The 24,900-nt window shown below is 39.1% G+C and carries 23 protein-coding genes; all 23 read left to right on the plus strand.

What is annotated here, in order from left to right:
- The first annotated feature begins 1 nt into the window (after position 1).
- The 23 genes from fabD (at position 2) to trmFO (ending at position 24,712) form a co-directional block, all read left to right on the plus strand.
- Positions 2-955: an ACP S-malonyltransferase gene (gene fabD, locus MHH95_RS08840; protein WP_340727201.1), complete on the plus strand. Its 954-nt coding sequence runs from the start codon at positions 2-4 to the stop codon at positions 953-955.
- A complete protein-coding gene (gene fabG / locus MHH95_RS08845) occupies positions 946-1,692 on the plus strand; it encodes a 3-oxoacyl-[acyl-carrier-protein] reductase (protein ID WP_340727202.1) in 747 nt (248 codons plus the stop codon). The genes fabD and fabG overlap by 10 nt, the downstream gene beginning before the upstream one ends.
- A 302-nt stretch (positions 1,693-1,994) precedes the next feature.
- The gene (gene acpP, locus MHH95_RS08850) at positions 1,995-2,231 is read left to right on the plus strand and encodes an acyl carrier protein (protein ID WP_191698438.1); all 237 of its coding nucleotides are present in this window, start codon (positions 1,995-1,997) and stop codon (positions 2,229-2,231) included.
- A 567-nt stretch (positions 2,232-2,798) separates the two neighbouring features.
- Positions 2,799-3,560, plus strand: coding sequence for a ribonuclease III (rnc, locus tag MHH95_RS08855; RefSeq protein ID WP_191698437.1), 762 nt, complete (start codon positions 2,799-2,801; stop codon positions 3,558-3,560).
- A gap of 1 nt (position 3,561) precedes the next feature.
- Positions 3,562-7,125, plus strand: a complete 3,564-nt coding sequence (gene smc, locus MHH95_RS08860; protein ID WP_340727203.1) for a chromosome segregation protein SMC — start codon at positions 3,562-3,564, stop codon at positions 7,123-7,125.
- Between the two features lie 13 nt (positions 7,126-7,138).
- Entirely contained in the window at positions 7,139-8,380 is a 1,242-nt protein-coding gene (gene ftsY, locus MHH95_RS08865; RefSeq protein ID WP_340727204.1) for a signal recognition particle-docking protein FtsY, read from the plus strand.
- Positions 8,381-8,514: 134 nt separating this feature from the next.
- The gene (locus tag MHH95_RS08870; protein WP_191698434.1) at positions 8,515-8,850 is read left to right on the plus strand and encodes a putative DNA-binding protein; all 336 of its coding nucleotides are present in this window, start codon (positions 8,515-8,517) and stop codon (positions 8,848-8,850) included.
- Between the two features lie 12 nt (positions 8,851-8,862).
- Positions 8,863-10,221, plus strand: coding sequence for a signal recognition particle protein (ffh, locus tag MHH95_RS08875; protein ID WP_340727205.1), 1,359 nt, complete (start codon positions 8,863-8,865; stop codon positions 10,219-10,221).
- A 94-nt stretch (positions 10,222-10,315) separates the two neighbouring features.
- Entirely contained in the window at positions 10,316-10,588 is a 273-nt protein-coding gene (gene rpsP / locus MHH95_RS08880) for a 30S ribosomal protein S16 (protein ID WP_191698432.1), read from the plus strand.
- Between the two features lie 27 nt (positions 10,589-10,615).
- Positions 10,616-10,849, plus strand: a complete 234-nt coding sequence (locus MHH95_RS08885) for a KH domain-containing protein (RefSeq protein ID WP_008403311.1) — start codon at positions 10,616-10,618, stop codon at positions 10,847-10,849.
- 248 nt (positions 10,850-11,097) lie between these two features.
- Positions 11,098-11,619, plus strand: a complete 522-nt coding sequence (gene rimM, locus MHH95_RS08890; protein ID WP_340727206.1) for a ribosome maturation factor RimM — start codon at positions 11,098-11,100, stop codon at positions 11,617-11,619.
- A complete protein-coding gene (gene trmD / locus MHH95_RS08895) occupies positions 11,616-12,344 on the plus strand; it encodes a tRNA (guanosine(37)-N1)-methyltransferase TrmD (protein WP_340727207.1) in 729 nt (242 codons plus the stop codon). Before rimM ends, trmD begins: the two co-directional genes overlap by 4 nt.
- A 131-nt stretch (positions 12,345-12,475) precedes the next feature.
- On the plus strand, positions 12,476-12,820 hold the full coding sequence (gene rplS, locus MHH95_RS08900) for a 50S ribosomal protein L19 (RefSeq protein ID WP_191698429.1): 345 nt from the start codon (positions 12,476-12,478) through the stop codon (positions 12,818-12,820).
- A 199-nt stretch (positions 12,821-13,019) separates the two neighbouring features.
- Positions 13,020-13,583 carry a signal peptidase I gene (gene lepB, locus MHH95_RS08905; RefSeq protein ID WP_318245167.1) on the plus strand — a complete coding sequence of 188 codons (564 nt, stop codon included), beginning with the start codon at positions 13,020-13,022 and terminating at the stop codon, positions 13,581-13,583.
- Between the two features lie 204 nt (positions 13,584-13,787).
- Positions 13,788-14,741 (plus strand): ribosome biogenesis GTPase YlqF, encoded by a 954-nt coding sequence (ylqF, locus tag MHH95_RS08910; RefSeq protein WP_340727208.1) that lies wholly within the window; start codon positions 13,788-13,790, stop codon positions 14,739-14,741.
- Between the two features lie 186 nt (positions 14,742-14,927).
- Positions 14,928-15,701, plus strand: a complete 774-nt coding sequence (locus MHH95_RS08915) for a ribonuclease HII (RefSeq protein ID WP_191698427.1) — start codon at positions 14,928-14,930, stop codon at positions 15,699-15,701.
- Positions 15,702-15,705: 4 nt separating this feature from the next.
- Positions 15,706-17,622, plus strand: a complete 1,917-nt coding sequence (locus MHH95_RS08920; protein ID WP_340727209.1) for a hypothetical protein — start codon at positions 15,706-15,708, stop codon at positions 17,620-17,622.
- Positions 17,619-17,909, plus strand: a complete 291-nt coding sequence (locus tag MHH95_RS08925; protein WP_191698425.1) for an EscU/YscU/HrcU family type III secretion system export apparatus switch protein — start codon at positions 17,619-17,621, stop codon at positions 17,907-17,909. Before MHH95_RS08920 ends, MHH95_RS08925 begins: the two co-directional genes overlap by 4 nt.
- Positions 17,910-18,090: 181 nt before the next feature.
- Positions 18,091-19,272 carry an ADP-forming succinate--CoA ligase subunit beta gene (gene sucC / locus MHH95_RS08930; protein WP_191698424.1) on the plus strand — a complete coding sequence of 394 codons (1,182 nt, stop codon included), beginning with the start codon at positions 18,091-18,093 and terminating at the stop codon, positions 19,270-19,272.
- Positions 19,269-20,171, plus strand: coding sequence for a succinate--CoA ligase subunit alpha (sucD, locus tag MHH95_RS08935; protein ID WP_340727210.1), 903 nt, complete (start codon positions 19,269-19,271; stop codon positions 20,169-20,171). Before sucC ends, sucD begins: the two co-directional genes overlap by 4 nt.
- 105 nt (positions 20,172-20,276) lie before the next feature.
- A complete protein-coding gene (gene dprA / locus MHH95_RS08940; RefSeq protein WP_340727211.1) occupies positions 20,277-21,170 on the plus strand; it encodes a DNA-processing protein DprA in 894 nt (297 codons plus the stop codon).
- 124 nt (positions 21,171-21,294) lie between these two features.
- On the plus strand, positions 21,295-23,379 hold the full coding sequence (gene topA, locus MHH95_RS08945; RefSeq protein ID WP_340727212.1) for a type I DNA topoisomerase: 2,085 nt from the start codon (positions 21,295-21,297) through the stop codon (positions 23,377-23,379).
- A 19-nt stretch (positions 23,380-23,398) separates the two neighbouring features.
- Positions 23,399-24,712 carry an FADH(2)-oxidizing methylenetetrahydrofolate--tRNA-(uracil(54)-C(5))-methyltransferase TrmFO gene (gene trmFO, locus MHH95_RS08950; RefSeq protein ID WP_191698420.1) on the plus strand — a complete coding sequence of 438 codons (1,314 nt, stop codon included), beginning with the start codon at positions 23,399-23,401 and terminating at the stop codon, positions 24,710-24,712.
- Positions 24,713-24,900 lie beyond the last annotated feature (188 nt).

A 24,900-nucleotide genomic window follows, 5' to 3' on the forward strand; every position in this document is an offset into this window, starting at 1 on the left:
AATGACAAAAATTGCTTTTATTTTTCCGGGACAAGGTTCACAATCTGTGGGAATGGGCGCGGAATTCGTTGCAAATGATGAAAAGAGCAGACAATTTTATGAGCGAGCAAATGAAGTGCTGCAACTTCCATTGTCGGACTATATGCTGAACGGTCCTCAAGAAACATTAACTCTCACTTACCATGCGCAGCCCGCCTTATTAACAACAGGGGTAATGATTGCCAACAAACTGATGGATGCAGGCATTACACCGCATTATACAGCGGGGCATTCACTGGGTGAGTATAGTGCATTTGTTATTTCAGAAGTTATTGGTTTTGAGGATGCAGTAAAAACGGTTCATGAGCGGGGTGTATTTATGGACGAGGCGGTACCTGCAGGACAGGGAGCGATGGCAGCTATTTTAGCGTTAGATGCCGAAAAACTGGACGCTATATGCCAACAAGTTTCCGCTGAAGGTGAAGTTGTGCAAGTAGCAAACTTCAATTGCCCGGGCCAAATTGTGATTTCAGGGACGAAACAAGGTGTGGACGAAGCGTGTAAAAGAGCAAAGGAAGCAGGAGCGAAACGGGCATTGCCATTAGTCGTAAGTGGTCCATTCCATAGTTCATTAATGCAGAAAGCTGCACATAACTTAAAAAATACAGTAGCTAATTTAACATTGCAATTACCGAAAATCCCGGTTGTAAGCAATGTTACTTCAGAGCTATTAACAACAGTTGAAGTAATTGAAGAAGAAATGGTTGCACAAGTTACAAGTTCAGTAAAATGGGAGCAAAACATTGAAAAGCTGATTGCAGAAGGTGTAACAATTTTTATTGAATGTGGACCTGGAAAAGTATTATCAGGTTTAGTGAAAAAAATTGACCGCAATGTACAAACATATTGTGTTTATGATGAGGCGAGTTTAACGCAAGTTGTCGAAGCATCAAAGGAGTGGAAACAATGGGTTTAGGTGGTAAATGTGCAGTCGTAACAGGGGCATCACGCGGTATTGGACGCGCTATAGCGTTGCAATTGGCAAGCGAAGGGGCTAAAGTGGTTGTCAATTATAGTGGCAGTGAGCAAAAGGCACTGGAAGTTGTAGAAGAGATTAAAAATAATGGCGGAGAAGCGATTGCGGTACAGGCAAACGTTGCAGAATCCGATTCCGTTCAACACTTAATGAAAACAGCAATTGATACATATGGATCAATTGATATTCTAGTAAATAATGCAGGTATAACTCGCGATAATTTATTAATGCGTATGAAAGAAAATGAATGGGATGACGTCATTGATACGAATTTAAAAGGCGTTTTCTTATGTACAAAAGCGGTAACACGTCAAATGATGAAGCAGCGTGCAGGTCGTATTATTAATATTTCCTCTATAGTTGGTGTAGCAGGAAATGCAGGACAGGCAAATTACGTTGCAGCAAAGGCCGGCGTTATCGGATTGACGAAAACAACTGCCCAAGAGCTTGCATCACGTAATATTTTAGTAAATGCAATCGCTCCAGGTTTCATCACAACTGAAATGACAGAAGCATTGCCGGAAGAAATAAAAGAAACGATGCTAAAGCAAATTCCATTAGCGAAACTAGGTCAACCGGAAGATATCGCAAAAGCAGTAGTGTTCTTTGCATCAGACAGTGCCAATTATATTACAGGGCAAACACTGCAAATAGACGGCGGCATGGTGATGGCTTAGTATTATTGAAATATTATAAGTTGCAGATTGTAAATATTTATGGAAGACTTAGCGAAATGAGCTCGAGTGTAGCTGTCGGCTGTCGCCTTTCGCTACAAGCAAGCTTCCTACGGGAATAGCGGGACTGCCGATACACCGCAGGAAATTTATTTGCGACGAAAGCGAAAGCGACAGGAGCACCGTAGCGACGAGGAGGATTGGCACCGCCCGTGAAAAGCGAGCTCTAATTTCGCTTGTTAGTAGTAGAAACCATTATTTATTTATATTATTAAAGCAGCATTCATTGAGGGGAGGTGACTGATTTGTCTACAGTATTTGAGCGTGTTTCAAAAGTTATCGTTGACCGTTTAGGCGTTGACGAAAGCGAAGTGAAATTAGAAGCATCATTCCGTGAGGATTTAGGTGCAGATTCATTAGACGTTGTTGAGTTAGTAATGGAACTTGAAGATGAGTTCGATATGGAAATTTCTGATGAAGATGCAGAAAAAATTGCTACAGTTGGTAATGCAATTTCATACATCGAAAGCAAAATTAGCTAATTCATAGAATTATTGGGGCTGTATTAAGTCGATTTGACTTTAATACAGCCCTTTTACGTATTGGGGAGATAACGGAGGAATTTTGCTTATTTGAAATTAGTCTCGCAGCAAAATATAAGTTTTCAGTACCCTCCTAAAATAAGGGGAGCTTTTACCGTTATTTAAATGATGTAGCTCATTTTTAGGATAAATAAAGGAACGTTTTACCGTTATTTCAAATAAAATCGTGAAATTTCATGACTTTTAGGTCAATAACGGAAATTCCTTCCGTTATTTTTGCTGCTTTTTATTTTATTTTCGAAATAACGGAAATTCCTTCCGTTATTTATCTCATTATGCAATTCATTCTCCCTCCCCAACCTATGATGATAAACCACTTATTTTACTTTCCCTTCCAACCAAAATTCAAGAAGAGGGTAATTAACTGATTTTTCAGGGGAATTGCCCGATTTTATTGGATAAACAAAATAAAAAGGATTTCGGAACTATTTTGGCTGATACCCTTTGCACAATACTATATAACAAGGTAAACTAAACGTGAGAAACTAATAGGAAGGCAGAAACTCTATGACCCAAAGAAGAAAAGGGAACAACCACAAACCTGGTGTACTCCCTGATAAAGTAAAATCACAATTCCAAATTTTCCAAGACGAAATGAATATTCATTTTCAAAATAAAGCTTTATTATATCAAGCTTTTACGCATTCATCCTATGTGAATGAGCATCGCCGCAAACTATTTACGGACAACGAACGATTAGAATTTTTAGGGGACGCTGTACTAGAATTATCTGTATCCAAATATTTATTTGAAAAATTCCCAAATATGAGTGAAGGTGAGCTAACTAAATTACGTGCATCAATTGTATGTGAGCCATCGCTCGTTGTATTTGCGAATGAACTTGATTTTGGACAATATGTTTTATTAGGTAAAGGGGAAGAGCTAACTGGTGGTCGGGAACGTCCAGCACTACTTGCTGACGTATTTGAATCATTTATTGGTGCCCTTTATTTAGATCAAGGCTTAGATGTAGTTGTCGCCTTTTTAGAGCGTATCGTATTCCCTAAAGTTGAAGTCGGTGCTTTTTCGCATGTGATGGATTTTAAAAGTCAATTGCAAGAAATTATACAGCAAACAAATAACGGTCTTTTATACTACGAAATTGTTGATGAAAAAGGTCCGGCACACAATAGAACGTTTGTTTCTCGTGTGCTGCTAAATGATGACGAATTAGGTATTGGCCGTGGAAAATCAAAGAAAGAGGCTGAGCAGCAAGCGGCGCAGAGTGCCATGCTAATGCTTAAGCAGTCAAAGCAAGAGGGGGAATAACATGTTCCTTAAGAGACTCGAAGTAATAGGTTTTAAATCTTTTGCCGAGCGAATCGGAATTGATTTTGTTCCGGGTGTTACAGCAGTTGTAGGACCAAATGGTAGTGGGAAAAGTAATGTAACAGATGCTGTTCGCTGGGTTTTGGGTGAACAGTCTGTTAAAAGTTTACGTGGTGCTAAAATGGAAGATGTTATTTTTGCAGGAAGCGAATCACGTAAAGCATTGAATTTTGCGGAAGTAACACTTGTATTGGATAATACGGATCAGCAAGTAGCGATACCATACACTGAAGTTAGTGTAACAAGACGTGTATACCGTTCAGGTGAGAGTGAATATCTGCTTAACAATCAACAATGCCGCCTAAAGGATATAACAGACTTGTTTATGGATTCCGGGCTTGGAAAAGAAGCTTTTTCCATTATTTCACAAGGACGCGTTGATGAAATTTTAAACAGCCGTCCAGATGATCGCCGCAGTATTTTTGAAGAAGCAGCTGGTGTACTGAAGTACAAACAACGCAAGAAAAAAGCGGAGCATAAGCTTGTTGAAACGGATGAGAATTTAAATCGTGTTCTGGATATTCTGCATGAAATTGACCAGCGTCTTGAACCGTTAAAAATTCAGGCATCGAGTGCAAAAGATTATGTACGTATGACAGAGGAATTAAAAGATTTTGATATTGCATTAATGGTGCACGACATTAGTACATTTGAAAATACATTGCAAAATTACAATAAAGAACAACAAAAATTAAATGCAGCCGAGAAAGAACATGCAATCGAAATATCAAAAGTTGAGCAACAGTTACGTAAAATGCGTAATGAGTTAAAAGCAATTGATGACGTATTGGATAGTTCCCAAGAGCAGCTTGTTGAAGCCAGCGCGGAAGTAGAGCGCTGGGAAGGACGAAAAGCGCTATTTAATGAAAAGCGCTCAAATGCCGAAAAGCAAGCGCAACAATTGCGTGACACTTTAACTGAAGCATCGAACACTGTTATTGAGTTGGAACAGGCAAAGCTGGAAAAGCATCAGCAATTTACTGAAAAACAAAAAATAGTTTCGCAAATCCGTTCGACCCTGAAACAAGTTGATCAGGCATTAACGCGTTCTGCTTCTGAAATTGAACAGGAAATTGAAGAAGCAAAAAATACGTATATCAATTTGCTTAATGAAGAAGCAACAGTTAAAAATGAATTAAAGCATATTGATCAACAATTAACGCAAGAGCAAGCCTCTGTAGAACGTATGACAGGTCGTTCTTCGGAAGTCCAAAAAGATCTGACGGAAGCCCTTTTGGCAAAAGAAATGGCAGAGCAGGCACTTGATCAGGCGGTGCAATCCGTTAAAGAGCAACATAGCCAATTTGATGTAATGCAAGTTCAATTAAAAACTGCTTCTTCGGATTTAGATGAAAAGCAGGCGCTATTGTATAAGGCGTATCAACATCATCAGCAATTAAAGGCCCGAAAAGAAACATTGGCGGAATTAGAGGCTGATTTTTCTGGGTTTTTCCATGGTGTTAAGGAAGTGTTATTAGCACGGGATCGTGGGGAACTGCATGGAATTGAAGGTGCTGTAGCAGAACTAATTCAAGTTGAGGCAAAGTACTCTCAAGCGATTGAAACCGCATTAGGTGCAGCATCTCAGCATATTGTTACTGTAAACGAACAACATGCTCAAAAGGCAATAAGCTGGCTAAAGCAAAAGCGGGCAGGACGTGCAACATTTCTTCCGAAAACGGTTATGCGTTCCCGAAAAATCCATGCACAGCAATTGAGTGATATACAATCACATCCGGCTTATATTGCTTTAGGATATGAGCTTGTTAGCTATGCACAGGAAAATACGACAATAATTGAAAACCTTTTAGGTAATGTACTTGTAGCCTCTTCATTAGAAGGCGCGAGTCAAATAGCTCGTTTATGTGGGTTTAAATATCGTGTTGTAACTCTTGAGGGGGATATCGTCAATGCAGGTGGTTCGTTGACAGGTGGTGCTTTAAAGCAACAAAGCTCATTATTTTCACGGAAAGCCGAGCTTGATAAACTTGTCGCTACATTAGAGGGAATGGAAGCAACAATCCAATCAGCCGAGCAGACAGTAGCAAAGAAAAAAGAACAAATTGCCGAAATGCGTCATGCATTGGAAGAGTTGAAGCTGCAAGGTGAGGCGATGCGGGAGCAAGAGCAGATTCATCGAGCAAAGCTTTTAGAGTTGGATATGATTGTAAAAAGTTTGCAAACGACTGCTACGATTACACAATCGGAGCAATCATCCGTTTCTACAAGGAAGCAATCGTTAAGTGTTGAGCAAAAAATTGCACAAAAACGATTAGCAGAATTGAGCGAAGAATTGCAGGAAATACAGCAAACGGTTGATGAACTCACACTCGCTAAAACTCAAAGTGAAACGCAAAAAGATGTATTGCGTGAACAGTTGGCGGTCCAACGATCAGAACTTGCAGTTGCACAAGAACAGTTAACACAAGTACAGGCATCAATTGCAGGAATTGAGCTTAACTTAGCGAAAGCACAAAATACGGTCGAAAAAATTTCCCAGGAAATAGAGTGGATCGAATCTGAAGATGGGTTAAACGGTCCTTCTGCAGATGAGTTGGCACAAACGATTATTCAATGGGTGACGAAAAAGGAAGCATTAACAGATATTATTCAAAAAAACCGTACAACTCGTTCCATTTTACACGAACAGATTACGGAAAATGAAATTCATTTACAGGAAATTCAGCGTGTACATAAAAGTTATGTGGATGCATTGCGTTCGTTAGAATTAAAGCGCAGTCGTACTGAATTTGAAATGAATAATTTACAAGAGCAGCTACTTGAACAGTATGAGCTGGACTTCTTGACTGCTCAGGACGAAGTAATTGATATAGAGAACGAAGAAGATGTACGCCGTAAAGTAAAACTGTTAAAACAATCGATCGAGGAACTCGGTCCAGTTAACTTGTCAGCAATCGAAGAGTTTGATCGTGTGCAGGAACGTTATACATTTTTAAGTGAACAGCGAGAAGATTTAGTCTCTGCAAAAGATACGCTCCACAAAGCGATTGGTGAGATGGATGAAGAAATGACGGAACGGTTTAGCGACACATTTAGGCAAATTCGTCAGCAATTCGTTATTTCATTCAGGGAGTTATTTGGAGGCGGTACAGCAGATTTAGTGTTGGTGGATCCAAATAACATGCTAGAGACAGGCATTGAAATTATTGCTCAACCACCAGGTAAAAAACTGCAGAGCTTAAGTTTGCTCTCTGGTGGTGAACGTGCATTGACAGCCATTGCTTTATTATTTGCTATATTAAATACGCGGCCTGTTCCATTCTGTATTTTGGATGAGGTTGAGGCGGCATTGGACGAATCGAATGTAGCCCGATATAGCGATTATTTACGTAAATATAGTGAGCATACACAATTTATCGTCATTACTCACCGTAAAGGTACGATGGAAGGTGCGGATGTTCTATATGGTATTACAATGCAGGAATCAGGTGTGTCGAAGCTTGTTTCGGTAAAACTGGAAGAACAAACGGAATTAGTAATGTAAGGGAGTGTCATAAATGAGCTTTTTTAAACGACTAAAAGAAAAGCTAACTGGCGGCAACGAGGAACTGGAACAAAAAGTTGACCAACCAGAGCTTGATGAACAGCAACCGGCTGATAAGCCCGAACCTGAATTAATTGAAGAAACGGCAGTTCAAAACTCCGTGGAACAAGAAGCGGTTGAAGTAGAAGCTTCAAATCAAGAAGAATCGACTCCTCAGGAAGAACCGGAACTGAGCGATAATGATACGGCGTTAGTAGTTGTTGAGGAGCAAGTGGAAGAAAAGAAACCTTCCGCATGGTCCATTACACAAAAATTCAAAGCCGGTTTGGAGAAGACTCGTAATTCATTTACTTCAAAAGTGAATGATTTAGTAGCCCGTTACCGTAAAGTTGACGAAGATTTCTTTGAAGAACTTGAGGAATTACTACTACAGGCAGACGTAGGATTTGAAACGGTTATGGATTTAATGGATAAGTTGCGCTACGAAGTACAGCGTCAAAATATTAAAGATACAAACGGTATTCAATCTATTATTTCTGAGAAATTAGTTGAAATCTATGAGTCTGGAGAAGAAAACTTAACGGACTTAAATATTCAGCAAGATGGCGATTTAACGGTTATTTTGTTCGTAGGTGTTAATGGAGTTGGTAAAACAACGACAATTGGTAAATTAGCGCATCGTCTGAAATCTGAAGGTAAATCGGTTATGCTTGCTGCGGGAGATACATTCCGTGCGGGCGCAATCGATCAATTACAAGTGTGGGGCGAACGTGTTGGCGTGGAAGTAATTGCGCAATCAGAAGGTTCTGATCCTGCAGCAGTAATGTATGATGCAATTCGTGCAGCGAAAAAACGCGGTGTTGATATTTTAATTTGTGATACAGCAGGTCGTTTGCAAAATAAAGTCAACTTGATGAACGAACTTCAAAAAGTACACCGTGTCATTTCACGCGAGATTCCAAATGCACCTCATGAAGTACTATTGGCATTGGATGCAACAACAGGTCAAAACGCGCTTGTACAGGCACAAACTTTTAAAGAAGTAACGAATGTTACAGGCATTGTGTTAACGAAATTGGACGGTACTGCTAAAGGTGGTATTGTATTAGCTATTCGCAATAAGTTACACATTCCAGTAAAATTCGTTGGCCTAGGTGAAAAAATGGATGACTTGCAGCCATTTGATGCAGAACGTTATGTATATGGATTATTTGCTGAAGGTCTGGAAAAAGAACTAGAGAAAATAGAAGATTAAATATAAGCGAGCAACAGATGGAATTTGTTGCTCGTTTTTTCCGTTAACATATCTCTTGGACAAGGAGATTACCTTGACAGTAAGTGCTCACAAGATTATGATAAGATAGACAAATTATGATTGGAGAGATAAAAATGCTACTTGAAAAAACAACACGCATGAACTTTCTCTTCGACTTTTATCAAGCATTATTAACTGACAAACAGCGCAGCTATATGGAACTTTATTACTTAGACGATCACTCGTTAGGAGAAATCGCCGAAAGTTATAATATTTCACGCCAGGCTGTTTATGATAATATTCGCCGTACTGAGGCGATGCTTGAAGAATATGAAGATAAATTAAATTTATTCGAAAAGTTTCAACAACGTCAACAAGTGCTAAAACAATTGACGGATGCGATACAAGATGAGGCTTCTACAATAGAAGCGAAACTGGCATTGGTTGAACAATTAAAGGAATCGGATTAGGAGGCGAACGAGTTGGCTTTTGAAGGTTTAGCAGAGCGACTCCAAGGTACGATCCAAAAGATTAAAGGTAAAGGGAAAGTTACGGAACAAGACGTTAAAGAAATGATGCGTGAAGTCCGATTTGCCTTAATCGAAGCGGACGTAAACTTAAAAGTAGTAAAAGAGTTCGTTAAAAAGGTTAGTGAGCGTGCGGTAGGCGTCGACGTTATGAAGTCATTAACGCCTGGTCAGCAAGTCATTAAAATTGTACAGGATGAATTGAAGAACTTAATGGGTGGAGAACAAAGCCCTATTAAATTTAGCAACCGTCCCCCAACAGTCATTATGATGGTAGGGTTACAAGGTGCCGGTAAAACGACGACTACAGGTAAATTGGCAAATGTATTACGTAAAAAATACAATAAAAAACCACTATTAGTAGCAGCGGATATATACCGTCCAGCCGCTGTTCAGCAATTACAGACGATAGGGAAACAGCTTTCTTTACCAGTGTTCTCACTTGGTACAGATGTCTCTCCAGTTGAAATTGCACGTCAAGCAATTGAACATGCAAAAGAAGAGCATCATGATGTTGTATTAATCGATACTGCGGGTCGTCTCCATATTGATGAAGAGCTGATGCAGGAACTGAAAGACATTCGCGGATTAAAAGAGCCGGATGAAGTATTTTTAGTTGTAGATGCGATGACAGGTCAAGATGCGGTAAATGTTGCGCAAAACTTTAATGAAGCAGTCGGCATTACGGGCGTTGTTTTAACGAAATTAGATGGTGATACACGTGGTGGTGCGGCTTTATCAATCCGTGCCGTTACTGAAAAGCCGATTAAATTTGTTGGTATGGGCGAAAAAATGGATGCATTGGAGCCATTCCATCCAGAACGCATGGCATCACGTATTTTAGGTATGGGTGACGTATTATCACTCATTGAAAAAGCACAGGCGAACGTTGATATGGAAAAAGCGAAAGAACTTGAAGAAAAGTTTATGACGCAATCATTCACGTTTGATGACTTTATTGAGCAGCTTCAAGCCGTGAAAAAAATGGGACCGCTGGATGAATTACTAAAAATGATTCCAGGTGCGAACAAAATGAAGGGCTTGGATAATGTCAAGGTTGATGAAAAGCAAATGGGGCGCATTGAAGCAATTATTTATTCGATGACACCAAAAGAAAAGACAAACCCTGAAATTATTTCGGCGAGCCGCAAAAAACGTATTGCAACTGGTTCAGGTACGACTATACAAGAAGTAAACCGCTTATTGAAGCAGTTTGAAGATATGAAAAAAATGATGAAACAAATGACAGGTATGACGCAGGGTAAAGGTAAGAAAAAGATGAAAATGCCTGGTTTAGATTCGTTATTTAAATAAAAAAATAGGGTGTTAAGAAAAAACACTTTACAAACCACTAAGACATTGATAATATAATATCTTGTGTGAAACTTATTCGGAGGTGCTATATAAAATGGCAGTTAAAATTCGCTTAAAACGTATGGGAGCTAAAAAATCTCCTTTCTATCGTATCGTAGTTGCAGACGCTCGTTCACCACGTGACGGCCGTCAAATCGAAACAGTAGGTACTTACAACCCACTTACAGTTCCAGCTACAGTACAAATCGATGAAGAGAAAGCTCTTAAATGGTTAGCTGATGGTGCAAAACCATCTGATACTGTACGTAACCTGTTCTCAGAACAAGGTATCATGGAGAAATTCCATAACGCTAAATACAGCAAATAATTCAATGATTAATTCGGAGGTGGCATTATGCAGCAGCTGATTGAAGCAATTGTTAAACCATTGGTCGATTATCCTGAAGACGTTCGTATTGAGACGGACGAAACTTCAAATCGAGTTGTTTATAAGCTTTTTGTTCATCCAGAGGATCGAGGGAAAGTGATAGGCAAGCAAGGACGTGTTGCGAAGGCAATTCGTACGATTGTGTACTCAGCAGCGGGCGGCCACCAGAAGAAAAAGACGTATGTCGATATATTGGATTAATAAAAGAAGGGTGGCATTTTGCTAACCCTTCTTTTTTTGTTATGATAATTCAATCAGCAATATTTTATTGAACAATTACAACTAGTTGATTGAAATGGAGGTGGCGACTCCAGCGGGAAAAGCGAAATTTATTTTGCGACGAAAGCGTAGTGTTAGGAGCCATCGCCTGAGACGTTCGTGTAGTCCGTGCCCGCGGAAAGCATCCACCATCATTTAAAATCAACAGACTCTAAAAAGGTGGAATATACATGGAATGGTTTAATGTAGGACGTATTGTAAATACACATGGAGTTCGTGGAGAACTTCGGATTTTATCGACAACAGATTTTGAAGAAGAGCGTTTTGCTGTAGGTTCTAAATTAGCGGCATTTAAAAAGGATGATAAAAAGCCGACTTGGGTAACAATCGCTTCATCACGTCGCCATAAAAACTTTATTTTAGTAACATTTGAAGGAATGGAAAACATTAACCTAGTGGAGCCTTTTAAGGAAGGTCTACTGAAAATAACGATGGATCAGCTGGAAGAAGACGAGCTGGATGAAAACGAATACTATCACTTTGAAATTAAAGATTGTGAAGTGTTTTCAGAAGAAGGCGAATTAATTGGAGTTGTAACCGACATTCTGGAAACAGGCGCCAATGATGTTTGGGAAGTTAAAGCATCAAGCGGTAAAAAGCATTACATTCCTTATATTGAGGATATCGTAAAAGAAATCGATGTCGAAGAGAAGAAAATTATTATTCATGTAATGGAAGGTCTATTAGAATGAAGATTCATGTATTGAGTTTATTTCCCGACATGTTTTCCGGTGTCTTTGGTGCATCGATATTAAAAAAGGCTCAGGAAAAAGGTGCGGTGGAGTTAGCAGTAACAGATATTCGAGACTATAGTGTAAATAAGCATAAGCAGGTTGATGACTACCCGTATGGTGGTGGTGCCGGAATGGTATTAAAGCCCGAGCCAATGTTTAATGCTGTTGAGGCTATTACAGAAGGTCGCAAACCACGCGTTATTTTAATGTGCCCGCAAGGTGAGCGCTTCACCCAGAAAAAGGCAGAAGAATTAGCGAAGGAAGAAGATTTAGTATTCCTATGTGGTCATTATGAAGGCTATGATGAGCGTATTCGTCAATACCTTGTAACAGATGAAATTTCCATTGGGGACTTCGTGTTGACAGGTGGAGAGCTTCCAGCGATGACGGTGATCGATGCAGTGGTTCGCTTATTGCCGGGGGTACTTGGGCAAGAAGATTCGCATATCCAGGATTCATTTTCTACAGGGCTACTAGAGCATCCGCATTATACACGACCAGCTGATTTTAGAGGTATGAAAGTACCGGATATACTGTTGTCAGGTAATCACGCGAAGATCGATGCCTGGCGTGAGGAGCAATCATTTGTCCGTACATTGGAACGCAGACCCGATTTGTTCGATGCATTAGAATTGACGGATAAACAATTGAAATTGCTTGAAAAGATTAAGAGTGAAATGTAAAGCAAAACTACTTGCAAGCTTGTAAAATTTATGATAAGATTCATTTTGTGCTTCTATGTAGGCACTGAATTACGGTGTTCCGCTGTGGCTGAGATTAGCGTGCAAGAGCATCTGTCCAAGGAGAGAAAACAATGTCAAACATTATTACAGAGATCACTAAAGATCAATTACGTTCAGACTTACCGTCATTCAAACCAGGTGACACAGTTAAGGTACACGTTAAAATCGTTGAGGGTACTCGTGAGCGTATCCAATTATTCGAAGGTGTAGTTATTAAACGTCGTGGTGGCGGAATTAGCGAAACTTTCACAGTACGTAAAATTTCTTACGGCGTTGGTGTAGAGCGTACTTTCCCAGTACACACTCCAAAAATCGCTAATTTAGAAGTAGTTCGTAAAGGTAAAGTACGTCGTGCTAAACTTTACTACCTACGTAACCTACGTGGTAAAGCTGCTCGTATTAAAGAAATTCGATAAGAACTATTTAGAAGGGGCTTGTATCTACAAGTCCCTTTCTTTCTTTCTTTCTTTCTTTCTTTCTTTCTCAAATAAATTGTATTAAATATACGTTTATATACATAAAGCTTATTAGTTGGATAAATAAATACAGGTTAGATTTTTGCTTGAAATACATATTTCGTATACAATAAATGTGATGAGCAAGGGGGATAGCTACGTGGAAAAAACTGAAAAAGAAAAAAATGAGCTGTGGGAATGGACAAAAGCTCTACTTATTGCGTTTGCAATTGCCGCATTTATTCGCTACTTTTTATTTACACCGATTGTAGTAGATGGGGATTCAATGATGCCAACCCTTGAGAATGGTGATCGGATGATTGTTAACAAATTTAGCTATAAAATCGGCGAGCCTAGTCGCTTTGACATCGTCGTATTCCACGCACCTGAACAAAAAGATTATATAAAACGCGTCATTGGCGTTCCAGGGGACTTTGTGGAATATAAAGATGACCAACTATACATTAATGGTGAAGCAATTGATGAGCCATATTTAGATGCATATAAAGCACAAATTAGCGAAGGCAACTTAACAGGTGACTTCTCCCTAAAAGATATTGATCCATCATTAGATGTAATTCCGGAAGGTTATGTATTCGTAATGGGCGATAACCGACGCTTCAGTAAAGATAGTCGTCATATCGGTATTGTCGAACAAAAGGAAATTATCGGTAATACGAGTATTATTTTCTGGCCATTAAGCGAGATTGAAATCGTAAAATAATATTTATCGTTCTAAATTATAAATATTGTCTAAAATGAGGGGGATAGTTTAAACTCCTCATTTTTTTGTTTAAGAAATTATCATCATGACAATTGGAATAACTAAGCAATGGGTTTCTACTTTTAAAAAAATCGAGATGTCTAGGCTGAAAAAAGTAACACAATTGTAGATAAAGATATGAATTATTTTCAGGAGGGTACTAATATGACAATTCAATGGTTTCCGGGACATATGGCAAAGGCGCGCCGTCAAGTATCGGAAAGTTTAAAACTTGTAGATATCATTTTTGAACTGGTGGATGCACGTTTGCCTTTATCATCACGTAATCCGATGATTGATGAGGTAATTCATCAAAAACCACGTCTACTCGTTTTAAATAAACAAGATATGGCCGATGAGCAAGAAACACGTCGCTGGATTCAATATTTCGCTGATAGAGGCTTCAAGGCAGTAGCGATCAACTCATTGGAAGGTAAAGGCTTACAGGCAGTGACAAAAGCTGCACAGGAGATCCTAGCTGACAAATGGGACCGTATGAGATCAAAAGGTATGAAGCCCCGTGCAATTCGGGCAATGATTGTAGGGATTCCGAATGTAGGGAAATCAACATTGATTAACCGTTTGGCAAAGAAAAACTTAGCGAAAACGGGAAATACACCAGGGATTACGAAAGCGCAGCAATGGATTAAAGTCGGCAAGGAAATTGAACTTCTTGATACACCAGGTATATTATGGCCAAAGTTTGAAGATCAGGAAGTAGGCTACAAGCTTGCTCTTACAGGTGCCATTAAAGATACAATTACTAATATGGAAGACTTAGCTGTATATGGCTTAAACTTTTTAGCGTTACATTACCCAGCCCGAATGGAAGAACGGTATAAAATTTCTTCTGTGTCTGAAGAGTTAGTTGAAACGTTTGATGCCATTGGAAAATTACGTCGTGTATTTGGACAAGGTGGGGAAATTGATTATGATCAAGTAGCAGTATTGATTGTACGTGATATTCGTGATCAACATCTTGGAAAGCTCACATTCGACTTTGTATCTGAGCAAATTGAAAAAGAACAATTAGCAGAAGCGATTGAGATAGAAAACGAAGAACGTCGAAAAAAAACAGCAGAACTTCGCCGCCAACAAAAACAAGAAACCGAGCAATAAAATTAGGATCAAAACCTTTTTCATTATTTGAAAAAGGTTTTTTCTTTTATAATGAAAAGAATAGACGATATAACAGTTAGAACTATAGTTAAGTTGATTGGAGTTAAGGGCAATAACAAATAATATACCCTTATAAAAATCAACTCTATAAAATTACAGTGAACTTATTAGATTAGAGGAATATAAATGAAAACAATCAAAGAGATTACAGAAGTATTAAAAGGATCTACGCAAATTGAGCCATGGATGGATGAAATTGCACAAGATGACCGTGCAGGTGTTGTGAAAGTATGGGCGCAGTTTCAAAAACGTTTAGAAAAAATAGAGGTACTGCAAAAAGCACATGATGAAAAACTACAATTTGATGCAGGCTACCTACCATATGAAGATGCTTATATAGCAGGTACTGATGAGGCAGGACGAGGCCCATTAGCAGGACCTGTTGTAACAGCAGCAGTGATTTTGCCAAACTACTGTCAGGAGTTGCTAGGTGTTAATGATTCGAAGCTATTGTCAAAGGAAAAGCGTAAAGAGTATGCCGAGCGAATTAAAAAACATGCACTATACTATGCCGTTCATTTCCAAAGTGTTGAAGAAATTGATCGACTTAATATATATGAGGCGACACGGCAATCGATGTTAAAAAGTATAGAAGCACTTGAGGCAACGCCACATTTTATTTTAGCGGATGCAATGTCGCTTCCAGTAGCGATTCCCCAAGCTTCAATAATAAAAGGTGATGCACGCAGCTTAGCAATTGCAGCGGCGTCCATTTTAGCAAAGACAGCACGTGATGAGTATATGGAAAACTTGGATATACAATACCCTCAATACGGATTTGCTCAACATGCTGGCTATGGTACAAAGCAACATTTAGAAGCACTCCAGCAGCATGGACCGACAGTTCATCACCGAAAAACATTCGAACCGATAAAATCGATGCTTCAAAGAAGGGAGTAACGGCATGAACTTTGCATCATCAAATTCCATTCAAACGAATATGGCACAACAAATGACAACAAATCAGCCATTATCATTGAAACAAGATCAAATATTTCACGGGACGATAAAGCAGCTGTATCCAAATCAAATGGCGGAAGTTCAAGTCGGTAATCAAAAGCTCATGGCCAAGCTTGAGGTGCCTTTAAAGTTAGGGGACGCGCATTTCTTTCAAGTAACAGCAACTAATCCACAAACAGAGTTGAAAGTTGTAACAGGACCTATGTCGCAATCAATGACATCTGGACAACAAATATCCCAGCTATTGGACACGATGAATTTACCAAAATCAAATGAATTGCAACAAGTACTCTCGCATTTTATAAAGAACCAGCTCCCCCTTGCAAAAGAACAGTTGCTAGCTGCAGAAGGCTGGATGAAAGCCTTGCCTGCTGGAGTGGATAAAAACAATGCTCTGCAAGCATTGCAACGAATGGTTGAGTTAAAGATGCCATTTACGAATACAGTATTTCAAGCGTTAACGCAAGGAATAAAAACTGATGGATTATCTACCAATTTGGAAAATTTAGCACAGTTGTTGGCAAATCAACCTGGTGGGAATGAATCGATTAAAACAAATTTACGTCAGCAAATTGAACTCCTTGCAAAGCCATTGAACAATGAAACAGGGGGCCTCCTTCTTGCACGAGCTACACAAACATTAGTAGATAATAGTGCGCCGATCTCTTCCAAGCTTCAAGCGCTAACCATCTTAAAAGAAGCCGGTATTTTACCGCAAAATGCGAATCTACAAAATTGGCAAACTGTTAATCAGCAAGCAAACCAGCAATCTATTAATCAGTCTCCTGCAACACCGCTATTAAAGGAAGCAGGGCAAATGCTACAGCAGTTGGCCCAAACTGCTCCTGAGCATATAAAGCCGATGCTGGACCAGGTAAAGGGTTGGATTAACAATGATAATCTGTTATCCCAAACACAAAAACAACAATTACAGCAATTATTGGGACGTTTTGAACAGTTACCTGCAACAAGGCAGGCAATAGAAGTACTGACTAATCAAGTACAGCAACAATTGACAAGCGGTTACAGTGAAAGTGTGACGTCAAGGTTATTTGTGCAAAATGACCAGGGGATTTCAGCAAAGGATCAACTTCTTTCGTTGATTAAGCCCGATTCTAATCTTCCACTTGCTGATCAGCTCTTGCGAAATTTAGTGAAAGTTACAGCTGATAGTCCGCAGCCAGTCATGCAAAGTACCCTTACTCAAGCTGAAGCACAAGTACAGGCAGCAGTAGACAGCCGTGCAATGGAACAAGCAATAAAAACAGTTTTAAAAGGGCTAGGAGTTAGCTATGAGGCGGCGCTTGCAAATAAGGCAGGAGATATTCAGGCGATTACACAGCAGCTTAAACCGCAGCTATTAGCGCTTCTTCAAGACGTACAGACACCCGCGGTTTTAAAGGATACGGCTGAAATGGTAATGGCTAGGCTTAATGGCATGCAGTTGTCTTCCGGGGAAAACGGGCACCAACATCAACTTATAATGCAACTGCCATTGGACTTTTTTGGTAAGAAAATGGATGCAACACTTCAATGGAATGGCCGCATGAAGGAAGATGGTAAAATTGATGCTAATTTTGCGCGGATTATGTTTTATTTAGATATGGAATCCCTGCAGCAAACCGTCATTGACATGCAAGTGCAAAATCGGGTAGTGACAATTAATGTATATAATGATATTCCACATTTGGATTCATTAGCTGAATCATTAAAAGCTACATTAAAAACTGGTTTACTGGACAAGGAATATACCTTGTCCGGTTTATTCATCAAACCTTTTGGAAATCAGGAAATAAAAACTGACACAAAAATTTCAAAACAATCGGAAGAACAACAAGGCGGTGTGGATATTCGGGTATGAACGAAAAAAAATATGTGCGAAAAGAAGCAATTGCCCTATCTTATGATTCTCAGAAAAGTAGTGGACCTACTGTTGTCGCAAAAGGGAAAGGTAAAATTGCCGACAATATACTAGAGAAAGCCTCAATGCATGATGTGCCTATATATGAAGATCCAAACTTAGTGGAACTGCTTGGCCAACTGGATTTAAATACGTCCATACCAGAGGAACTGTATCAGGCTGTTGCCGAAGTATTTGCCTTTATTTATCACTTGGATGAGAAGCATAAGCTGACGCTAAATAAGTGAAATTTATCTTGTTAGTAGAATATATCTTTCAGAAAATTAAAAAATATATTTGAAGAGAATTTTTTGACATAAAATAAAGTAAAAATTGCTTGTGTGACAAATATAGACATTGTCTGAATTATTGTATAAAATAGATTATGTTAGTAGAATAATTTCCAAATGTCCGATGGGAGGATGTATCATGAATATCCATGAGTATCAAGGGAAAGAAATATTAAGGCAGTACGGCGTTGCGGTTCCTAAAGGGAGTGTCGCGTTTTCACCAGAAGAAGCGGTAAAGGCAGCAAAAGAACTAGGTTCAAATGTAACAGTAGTAAAAGCACAAATCCATGCAGGTGGCCGCGGTAAAGCAGGGGGCGTAAAAATTGCGAAAAATTTAGATGAAGTTCGCTCTTACGCAAAAGAACTGCTAGGGAAAGTTTTAGTAACGCACCAAACAGGTCCAGACGGTAAAGAAGTAAAACGTCTTTATATAGAGGAAGGTTCGGACATTAAAAAAGAGTACTATTTAAGTTTAGTATTAGACCGTGCAACTTCTAGAGTAGTAATGATGGGTTCTGAAGAGGGCGGTATGGATATTGAGGAAGTAGCAGAGTCAAATCCAGAAAAAATCTTTAAAGAAATAATCGATCCAGTAACAGGCTTGAATGCCTTCCAAGCACGCCGTATGGCATTCAATATGAATATTCCGGCGAAGTTAGTAAATAAAGCAGTAGGATTAATGCTTGGTATTTACAAAGCATTTATCGATAAAGATGCATCGACAGTAGAGATCAACCCGCTAGTTGTAACTGGTGATGACCAGGTAGTGGCGCTTGATGCAAAATTCAATTTTGATGCAAATGCACTGTACCGTCATAAAGATATCGTAGAATTACGTGACTTTGATGAGGAAGATGCAAAGGAAATTGAAGCCTCAAAATATGACTTAAGCTATATTTCTTTAGATGGCAACATTGGCTGTATGGTAAATGGTGCAGGTCTTGCTATGGCTACGATGGATACAATTAGCTATTACGGCGGTTCACCCGCAAACTTCCTTGATGTTGGGGGCGGTGCAACAGCTGAAAAAGTAACAGAAGCATTTAAAATTATTTTATCAGACAAAAATGTAAAAGGTATTTTTGTAAACATTTTCGGTGGAATTATGAAGTGCGATATCATTGCAGAAGGTGTTATTACAGCTGCAAAAGAAGTAGGCTTAAAAGTTCCGTTAGTTGTACGTTTGGAAGGAACGAACGTAGAACTTGGTAAAAAATTATTAAATGAATCTGGTTTAAATATTGTAGCCGCTGACTCTATGGCTGATGGCGCACAAAAAATCGTGAAATTAGTTGAATCTGAAGGCGGGGTTAAGGCATGAGCGTATTCATTAATAAAGACACAAAAGTAATCGTACAAGGAATTACAGGGGAAACAGCCCTTTTCCATACGAAACAAATGTTGGAATACGGAACAAAAATCGTTGCTGGGGTAACACCTGGTAAAGGCGGACTAGAAATTGAAGGTGTTCCTGTATTTAATACTGTACAGGAGGCAGTAGATGCTACTGGTGCTAACGTATCAGTTATTTATGTACCGGCACCGTTTGCAGCAGATGCAATTATTGAAGCAGTTGACGCTGATTTAGATATGACTATTTGTATAACAGAGCATATTCCTGTCCTTGATATGGTAAAAGTAAAGCGCTATATGGAAGGCAGAAAAACACGTTTAGTAGGTCCAAACTGCCCTGGTGTTATTACAGCAGATGAATGCAAGATTGGTATTATGCCAGGTTATATTCATACAAAAGGACATGTTGGCGTTGTATCTAGATCTGGAACACTAACATATGAAGCTGTACATCAATTATCTCAAGCGGGTATTGGTCAAACAACAGCAGTAGGAATCGGTGGAGACCCAGTAAATGGTACAAACTTTATCGATTGCCTAAAAGCGTTCAATGAAGACCCTGAAACATATGCAGTAGTAATGATAGGGGAAATCGGCGGTACAGCGGAGGAAGAAGCTGCAGAGTGGATACAGGCTAACATGACAAAACCGGTTGTAGGCTTTATCGGTGGTCAAACAGCTCCTCCAGGTAAACGTATGGGTCACGCTGGTGCTATCATTTCTGGAGGTAAAGGAACAGCTGCAGAGAAAATCAAAGCGATGAACGCAGCGGGTATTGAAGTTGCCCCAACACCTTCTGTTATTGGAGAAACACTAATTAAAGTAATTAAAGAAAAAGGTCTATACGAAGTTTGTAAAACACATTAATATAAAAGATGTAGCGGTCGCCTCGCTACATCTTTTTCGTATGTCTACCTCACTATTTATAAAAGCGGTCATTTTAATTTCTTCTATTATAAAAGGAGTGTTGAAATGATGAATCACTTAAATGAACAATTATTGAAACTACACTATATCCTCCCTCTATCATGGCAAAAATTCCAAAATTTGATGACTATTTTAGATGATTTCGACAAATTATTACATGTTTCACCAAAAAATTTAGCGTTGCATTTAAAAATTAAAGAAGAAAAAGCCATACAGCTTCTACGTCATTTTAAAGAACTATTGCCAAAATCAATGACAAGTTATTATGAGCAAGAAAATATTCACGCCATCCCCTATACAAGTCAATTTTATCCGGAACGATTGAAACAACTATACGATGCGCCAGCAGTGCTTTATGCAAAAGGGGATATACAATTATTAAATAAATTAAAAATGATTGCGGTCATTGGTTCCAGAGGAGCAACTAGCTATAGTGAGGAAGTATTGAAAATGTTGATTCCTCCACTAATCGATGAGCAATTTACCATAGTCAGCGGTCTTGCTAAAGGAGCAGACCGACTTGCACATGAGGCAACAATTGGTTATGGTGGAAAGACAATCGGTGTATTGGGACATGGGTTGTTCCATAATTATCCGAAGGAAAATATAGAATTAAGCAAGCATATGGCAAGCGAACATTTATTAGTAACAGAATACCCTCCTTATGTAGGCGTGCAAAAATGGCATTTTCCCGCACGCAACCGAATTATTAGCGGTCTAAGTGAAGCGCTTATCGTTACAGAAGCTGCACTTAAAAGCGGTACTTTAATTACTACAGAGCTTGCACTTGAACAAGGAAAAGAAGTGTTTGCGGTGCCTGGAAATATATTCAGTGAGCAGTCGCGAGGTACAAATAAATTAATAAAAGAAGGGGCAATTCCGGTATGGAATGGCTTTCAAATCCTTCAGGAATTACAAATGTTTTCAAAATATCGTTGAAAAAAAGTTGCATTATTAGCCAATCTGTTATACATTTTGCAACAGGAAAAGCTTTGAAAAACATTGACAAATTCATATGATTGAATTTAAGAAAATAACAATACCTCTATAAGGAGGAAAACAGATGGCAGATTATTTAGTAATTGTTGAATCACCTGCAAAGGCAAAAACAATTGAACGCTACTTAGGAAAAAAATATAAAGTAAAAGCTTCAATTGGACATGTACGTGATTTACCACGTAGTCAAATGGGAATTGATACCGAAAATAATTATGAACCAAAATATATTACGATTCGAGGAAAAGGTCCGGTACTCCAGGATTTGAAATCGGCAGCAAAAAAAGTGAAAAAGATTTATCTCGCAGCCGATCCAGACCGTGAAGGGGAAGCAATTGCCTGGCATTTAGCAACAGCATTGAATGTTGATATTCAATCAGATTGCCGTGTCGTATTTAATGAAATCACGAAAGAAGCCATATTAGAAAGCTTCAAACACCCACGTCCGATTAATATGGATCTAGTGGATGCACAACAAGCACGTCGTATTCTAGACCGTCTAGTAGGTTATAATATTAGTCCGATTCTATGGAAAAAAGTGAAAAAAGGCTTGTCTGCAGGTCGTGTGCAATCGGTTTCATTGCGTCTAATTATCGATCGGGAAAATGAAATTAAAAGCTTTATACCAGAAGAATATTGGTCTATTGATGCGAGCTTCGAGAAAAGTAAAAAGCAATTTGATGCTTTCTACTACGGAGACGGCAAAGAAAAAATTAAACTAACAAATGAAGCCCAGGTGAAGGATGTTTTAAAACGTGTAAAAGGCTCTGACTTCGAAGTTATGAATGTTGTAAAGAAAGAGCGTAAGCGTAATGCATCACCTGCTTTCACTACATCCTCACTACAACAAGAAGCCGCGCGTAAATTAAACTTCCGTGCGAAAAAAACAATGATGCTTGCCCAACAGCTTTATGAAGGTATTGAGCTAAGCAAAAAAGAAGGCGCAGTCGGCTTAATTACGTATATGCGTACAGACTCAACCCGAATTTCGGAAACTGCAAAATCGGAAGCTATATCGTATATCGAAACAAAGTACGGCAAAGACTTCATCGCGTTAGAGCAAAAACAAGCGAAATCAAAAGCGAATGCACAAGATGCCCATGAAGCGATTCGACCAACGAGTGCGATGCGTACGCCAGATGAGTTGAAAACGATTTTAAGCCGTGACCAGCTGCGTCTGTACCGTTTAATTTGGGAACGCTTTATCGCTAGTCAAATGGCGCCTGCTGTCCTGGATACGGTAACAGTAGACCTTCAGAATAACGATGTATTATTCCGTGCAAATGGTTCTCAAGTAAAGTTTGCGGGATTCATGAAACTTTATATCGAAGGTACAGATGATCAAACCGAAGAAACGAACAAACTCCTGCCAGAAATGAAGGTTGGCGATAAAGTTAAGTCACTTGAAATCGAGCCAAAGCAACATTTCACACAACCACCACCACGCTATTCGGAGGCGCGTCTTGTGAAATCGTTAGAGGAGCTAGGTATAGGTCGACCATCAACATATGCACCGACATTGGATACCATTCAAAAACGAGGTTATGTTCAACTGGATGCAAAGCGTTTCGTACCTACAGAGCTTGGCGAAATTGTCCACCAGGCAACATTGGAGTTTTTCCCGGAAATCATTAATATCGAATTTACTGCACAAATGGAACAGAATCTGGATGAAATCGAAGAAGGCATTACAAAATGGGTAAATGTAATCGATGAATTTTATAAAGATTTTGAACCACGTGTTAAACATGCTGATGAAGTGATGGAAAAAATCGAAATAAAAGATGAGCCTGCAGGGGAAGACTGTGAAAAATGCGGTAATCCAATGGTATTTAAACTTGGACGTTACGGGAAATTTATGGCTTGTTCCAACTTCCCTGATTGCCGTAACACAAAAGCGATAGTCAAACCGATCGATGTAAAATGTCCAACATGTGACGATGGTGAAATTGTTGAGCGTAAATCCAAAACGAAGCGGATTTTCTACGGTTGCAATCGCTATCCGGATTGTGATTTTGTTTCATGGGATAAGCCAATTAGTAGACCTTGTCCGAAATGTAGTTCATTATTAGTAGAGAAGAAATTGAAAAAAGGTGTTCAAATTCAATGTACAAACAGTGAATGTGATTATGAAGAAACACCATCACAATAAAATGAAGAGGTAACAAAAAATGACACAACAAATAGTAAATGTAATTGGTGCTGGTTTAGCCGGTTCTGAAGCAGCTTGGCAAATTGCAAAGCGTGGCGTGAACGTACGTTTATATGAAATGCGCCCTGTAAAGCAAACTCCTGCACATCACACTGATAAATTCGCTGAACTTGTATGTTCAAACTCTTTACGTGCAAATGGCTTAACAAACGCTGTTGGTGTAATCAAAGAAGAAATGCGCAAATTGGATTCTGTTATTATTGCAGCAGCGGACAATAGCTCAGTACCTGCCGGTGGAGCCTTGGCTGTAGACCGTCATGAGTTTGCGGGGCATGTAACAGATAAAGTGAAAAACCATCCGTTAATTGAGGTTATTAATGAAGAAGTAACTGAAATCCCTGAAGGAATTACTGTTATTGCGACAGGACCATTAACATCCGAAGCATTAGCGAAACAAATTCAAGGGCTGACTGGGGAAGAGTATTTATACTTTTATGATGCAGCTGCCCCTATTATTGAAAAAGATTCAATCGACATGGACAAAGTATACTTAAAATCACGCTACGACAAAGGTGAAGCGGCATATTTGAATTGTCCAATGACGAAAGAAGAGTTCAACGCATTCCGTGAAGCATTAATTACTGCAGAATGTGCACCACTAAAGGAATTCGAAAAAGAAAAGTATTTCGAAGGCTGCATGCCAATTGAAGTAATGGCTGCCCGTGGTGAAAAAACGATGACATTCGGTCCAATGAAGCCAGTAGGTTTAGAGGATCCTAAAACAAATAAACGTCCATATGCGGTTGTTCAATTGCGTCAAGATGATGCAGCAGGAACACTTTATAATCTGGTAGGTTTCCAAACGCATTTAAAATGGCCTGAACAAAAGCGTGTCTTCTCAATGATTCCAGGTTTAGAGAATTTGGAAATTGTAAGATACGGGGTTATGCACCGTAATACATTTATTAACTCACCGAAAGTGTTAACGCAGACGTATCAATTAAAAGCGCGTCCAAATCTATTCTTTGCTGGTCAAATGACTGGAGTAGAAGGTTATGTGGAATCTGCAGGCAGTGGGTTAATAGCGGGAATCAACGCCGCTCGCATGGCGCTAGGTCAAGAGTTGCTGTACTTCCCGCACGAAACAGCGTTAGGTGCGATGGCTCGTTACATTACACATACAGACGCGAAAAACTTCCAGCCGATGAACGTTAACTTCGGGATTTTCCCAGAACTTGGCGAACGCATTAAATCAAAGCCGGAGCGTGCAGAGCGACATGCAAATCGCGCATTGGAATCAATTCAGAATTTTATTAATACTCAAGTAATTTAATTGCGAAAAGCCCTTAAAGACTGATATACTTTAAGGGCTTTTACATTTATACAATAATTTCCGTGAAATAATGGATAAAATAGAAAAAATATCGTGATAATTATTAGATTAGCTGAATAAATACAAGAAAAACGAATAATTCTAGCATATTTTACTTGAAAAGTTATCATGATAGGTATAGTGTCAAT

This window comes from Solibacillus sp. FSL K6-4121 (assembly GCF_038002585.1).
GTDB lineage: Bacteria > Bacillota > Bacilli > Bacillales_A > Planococcaceae > Solibacillus > Solibacillus faecavium.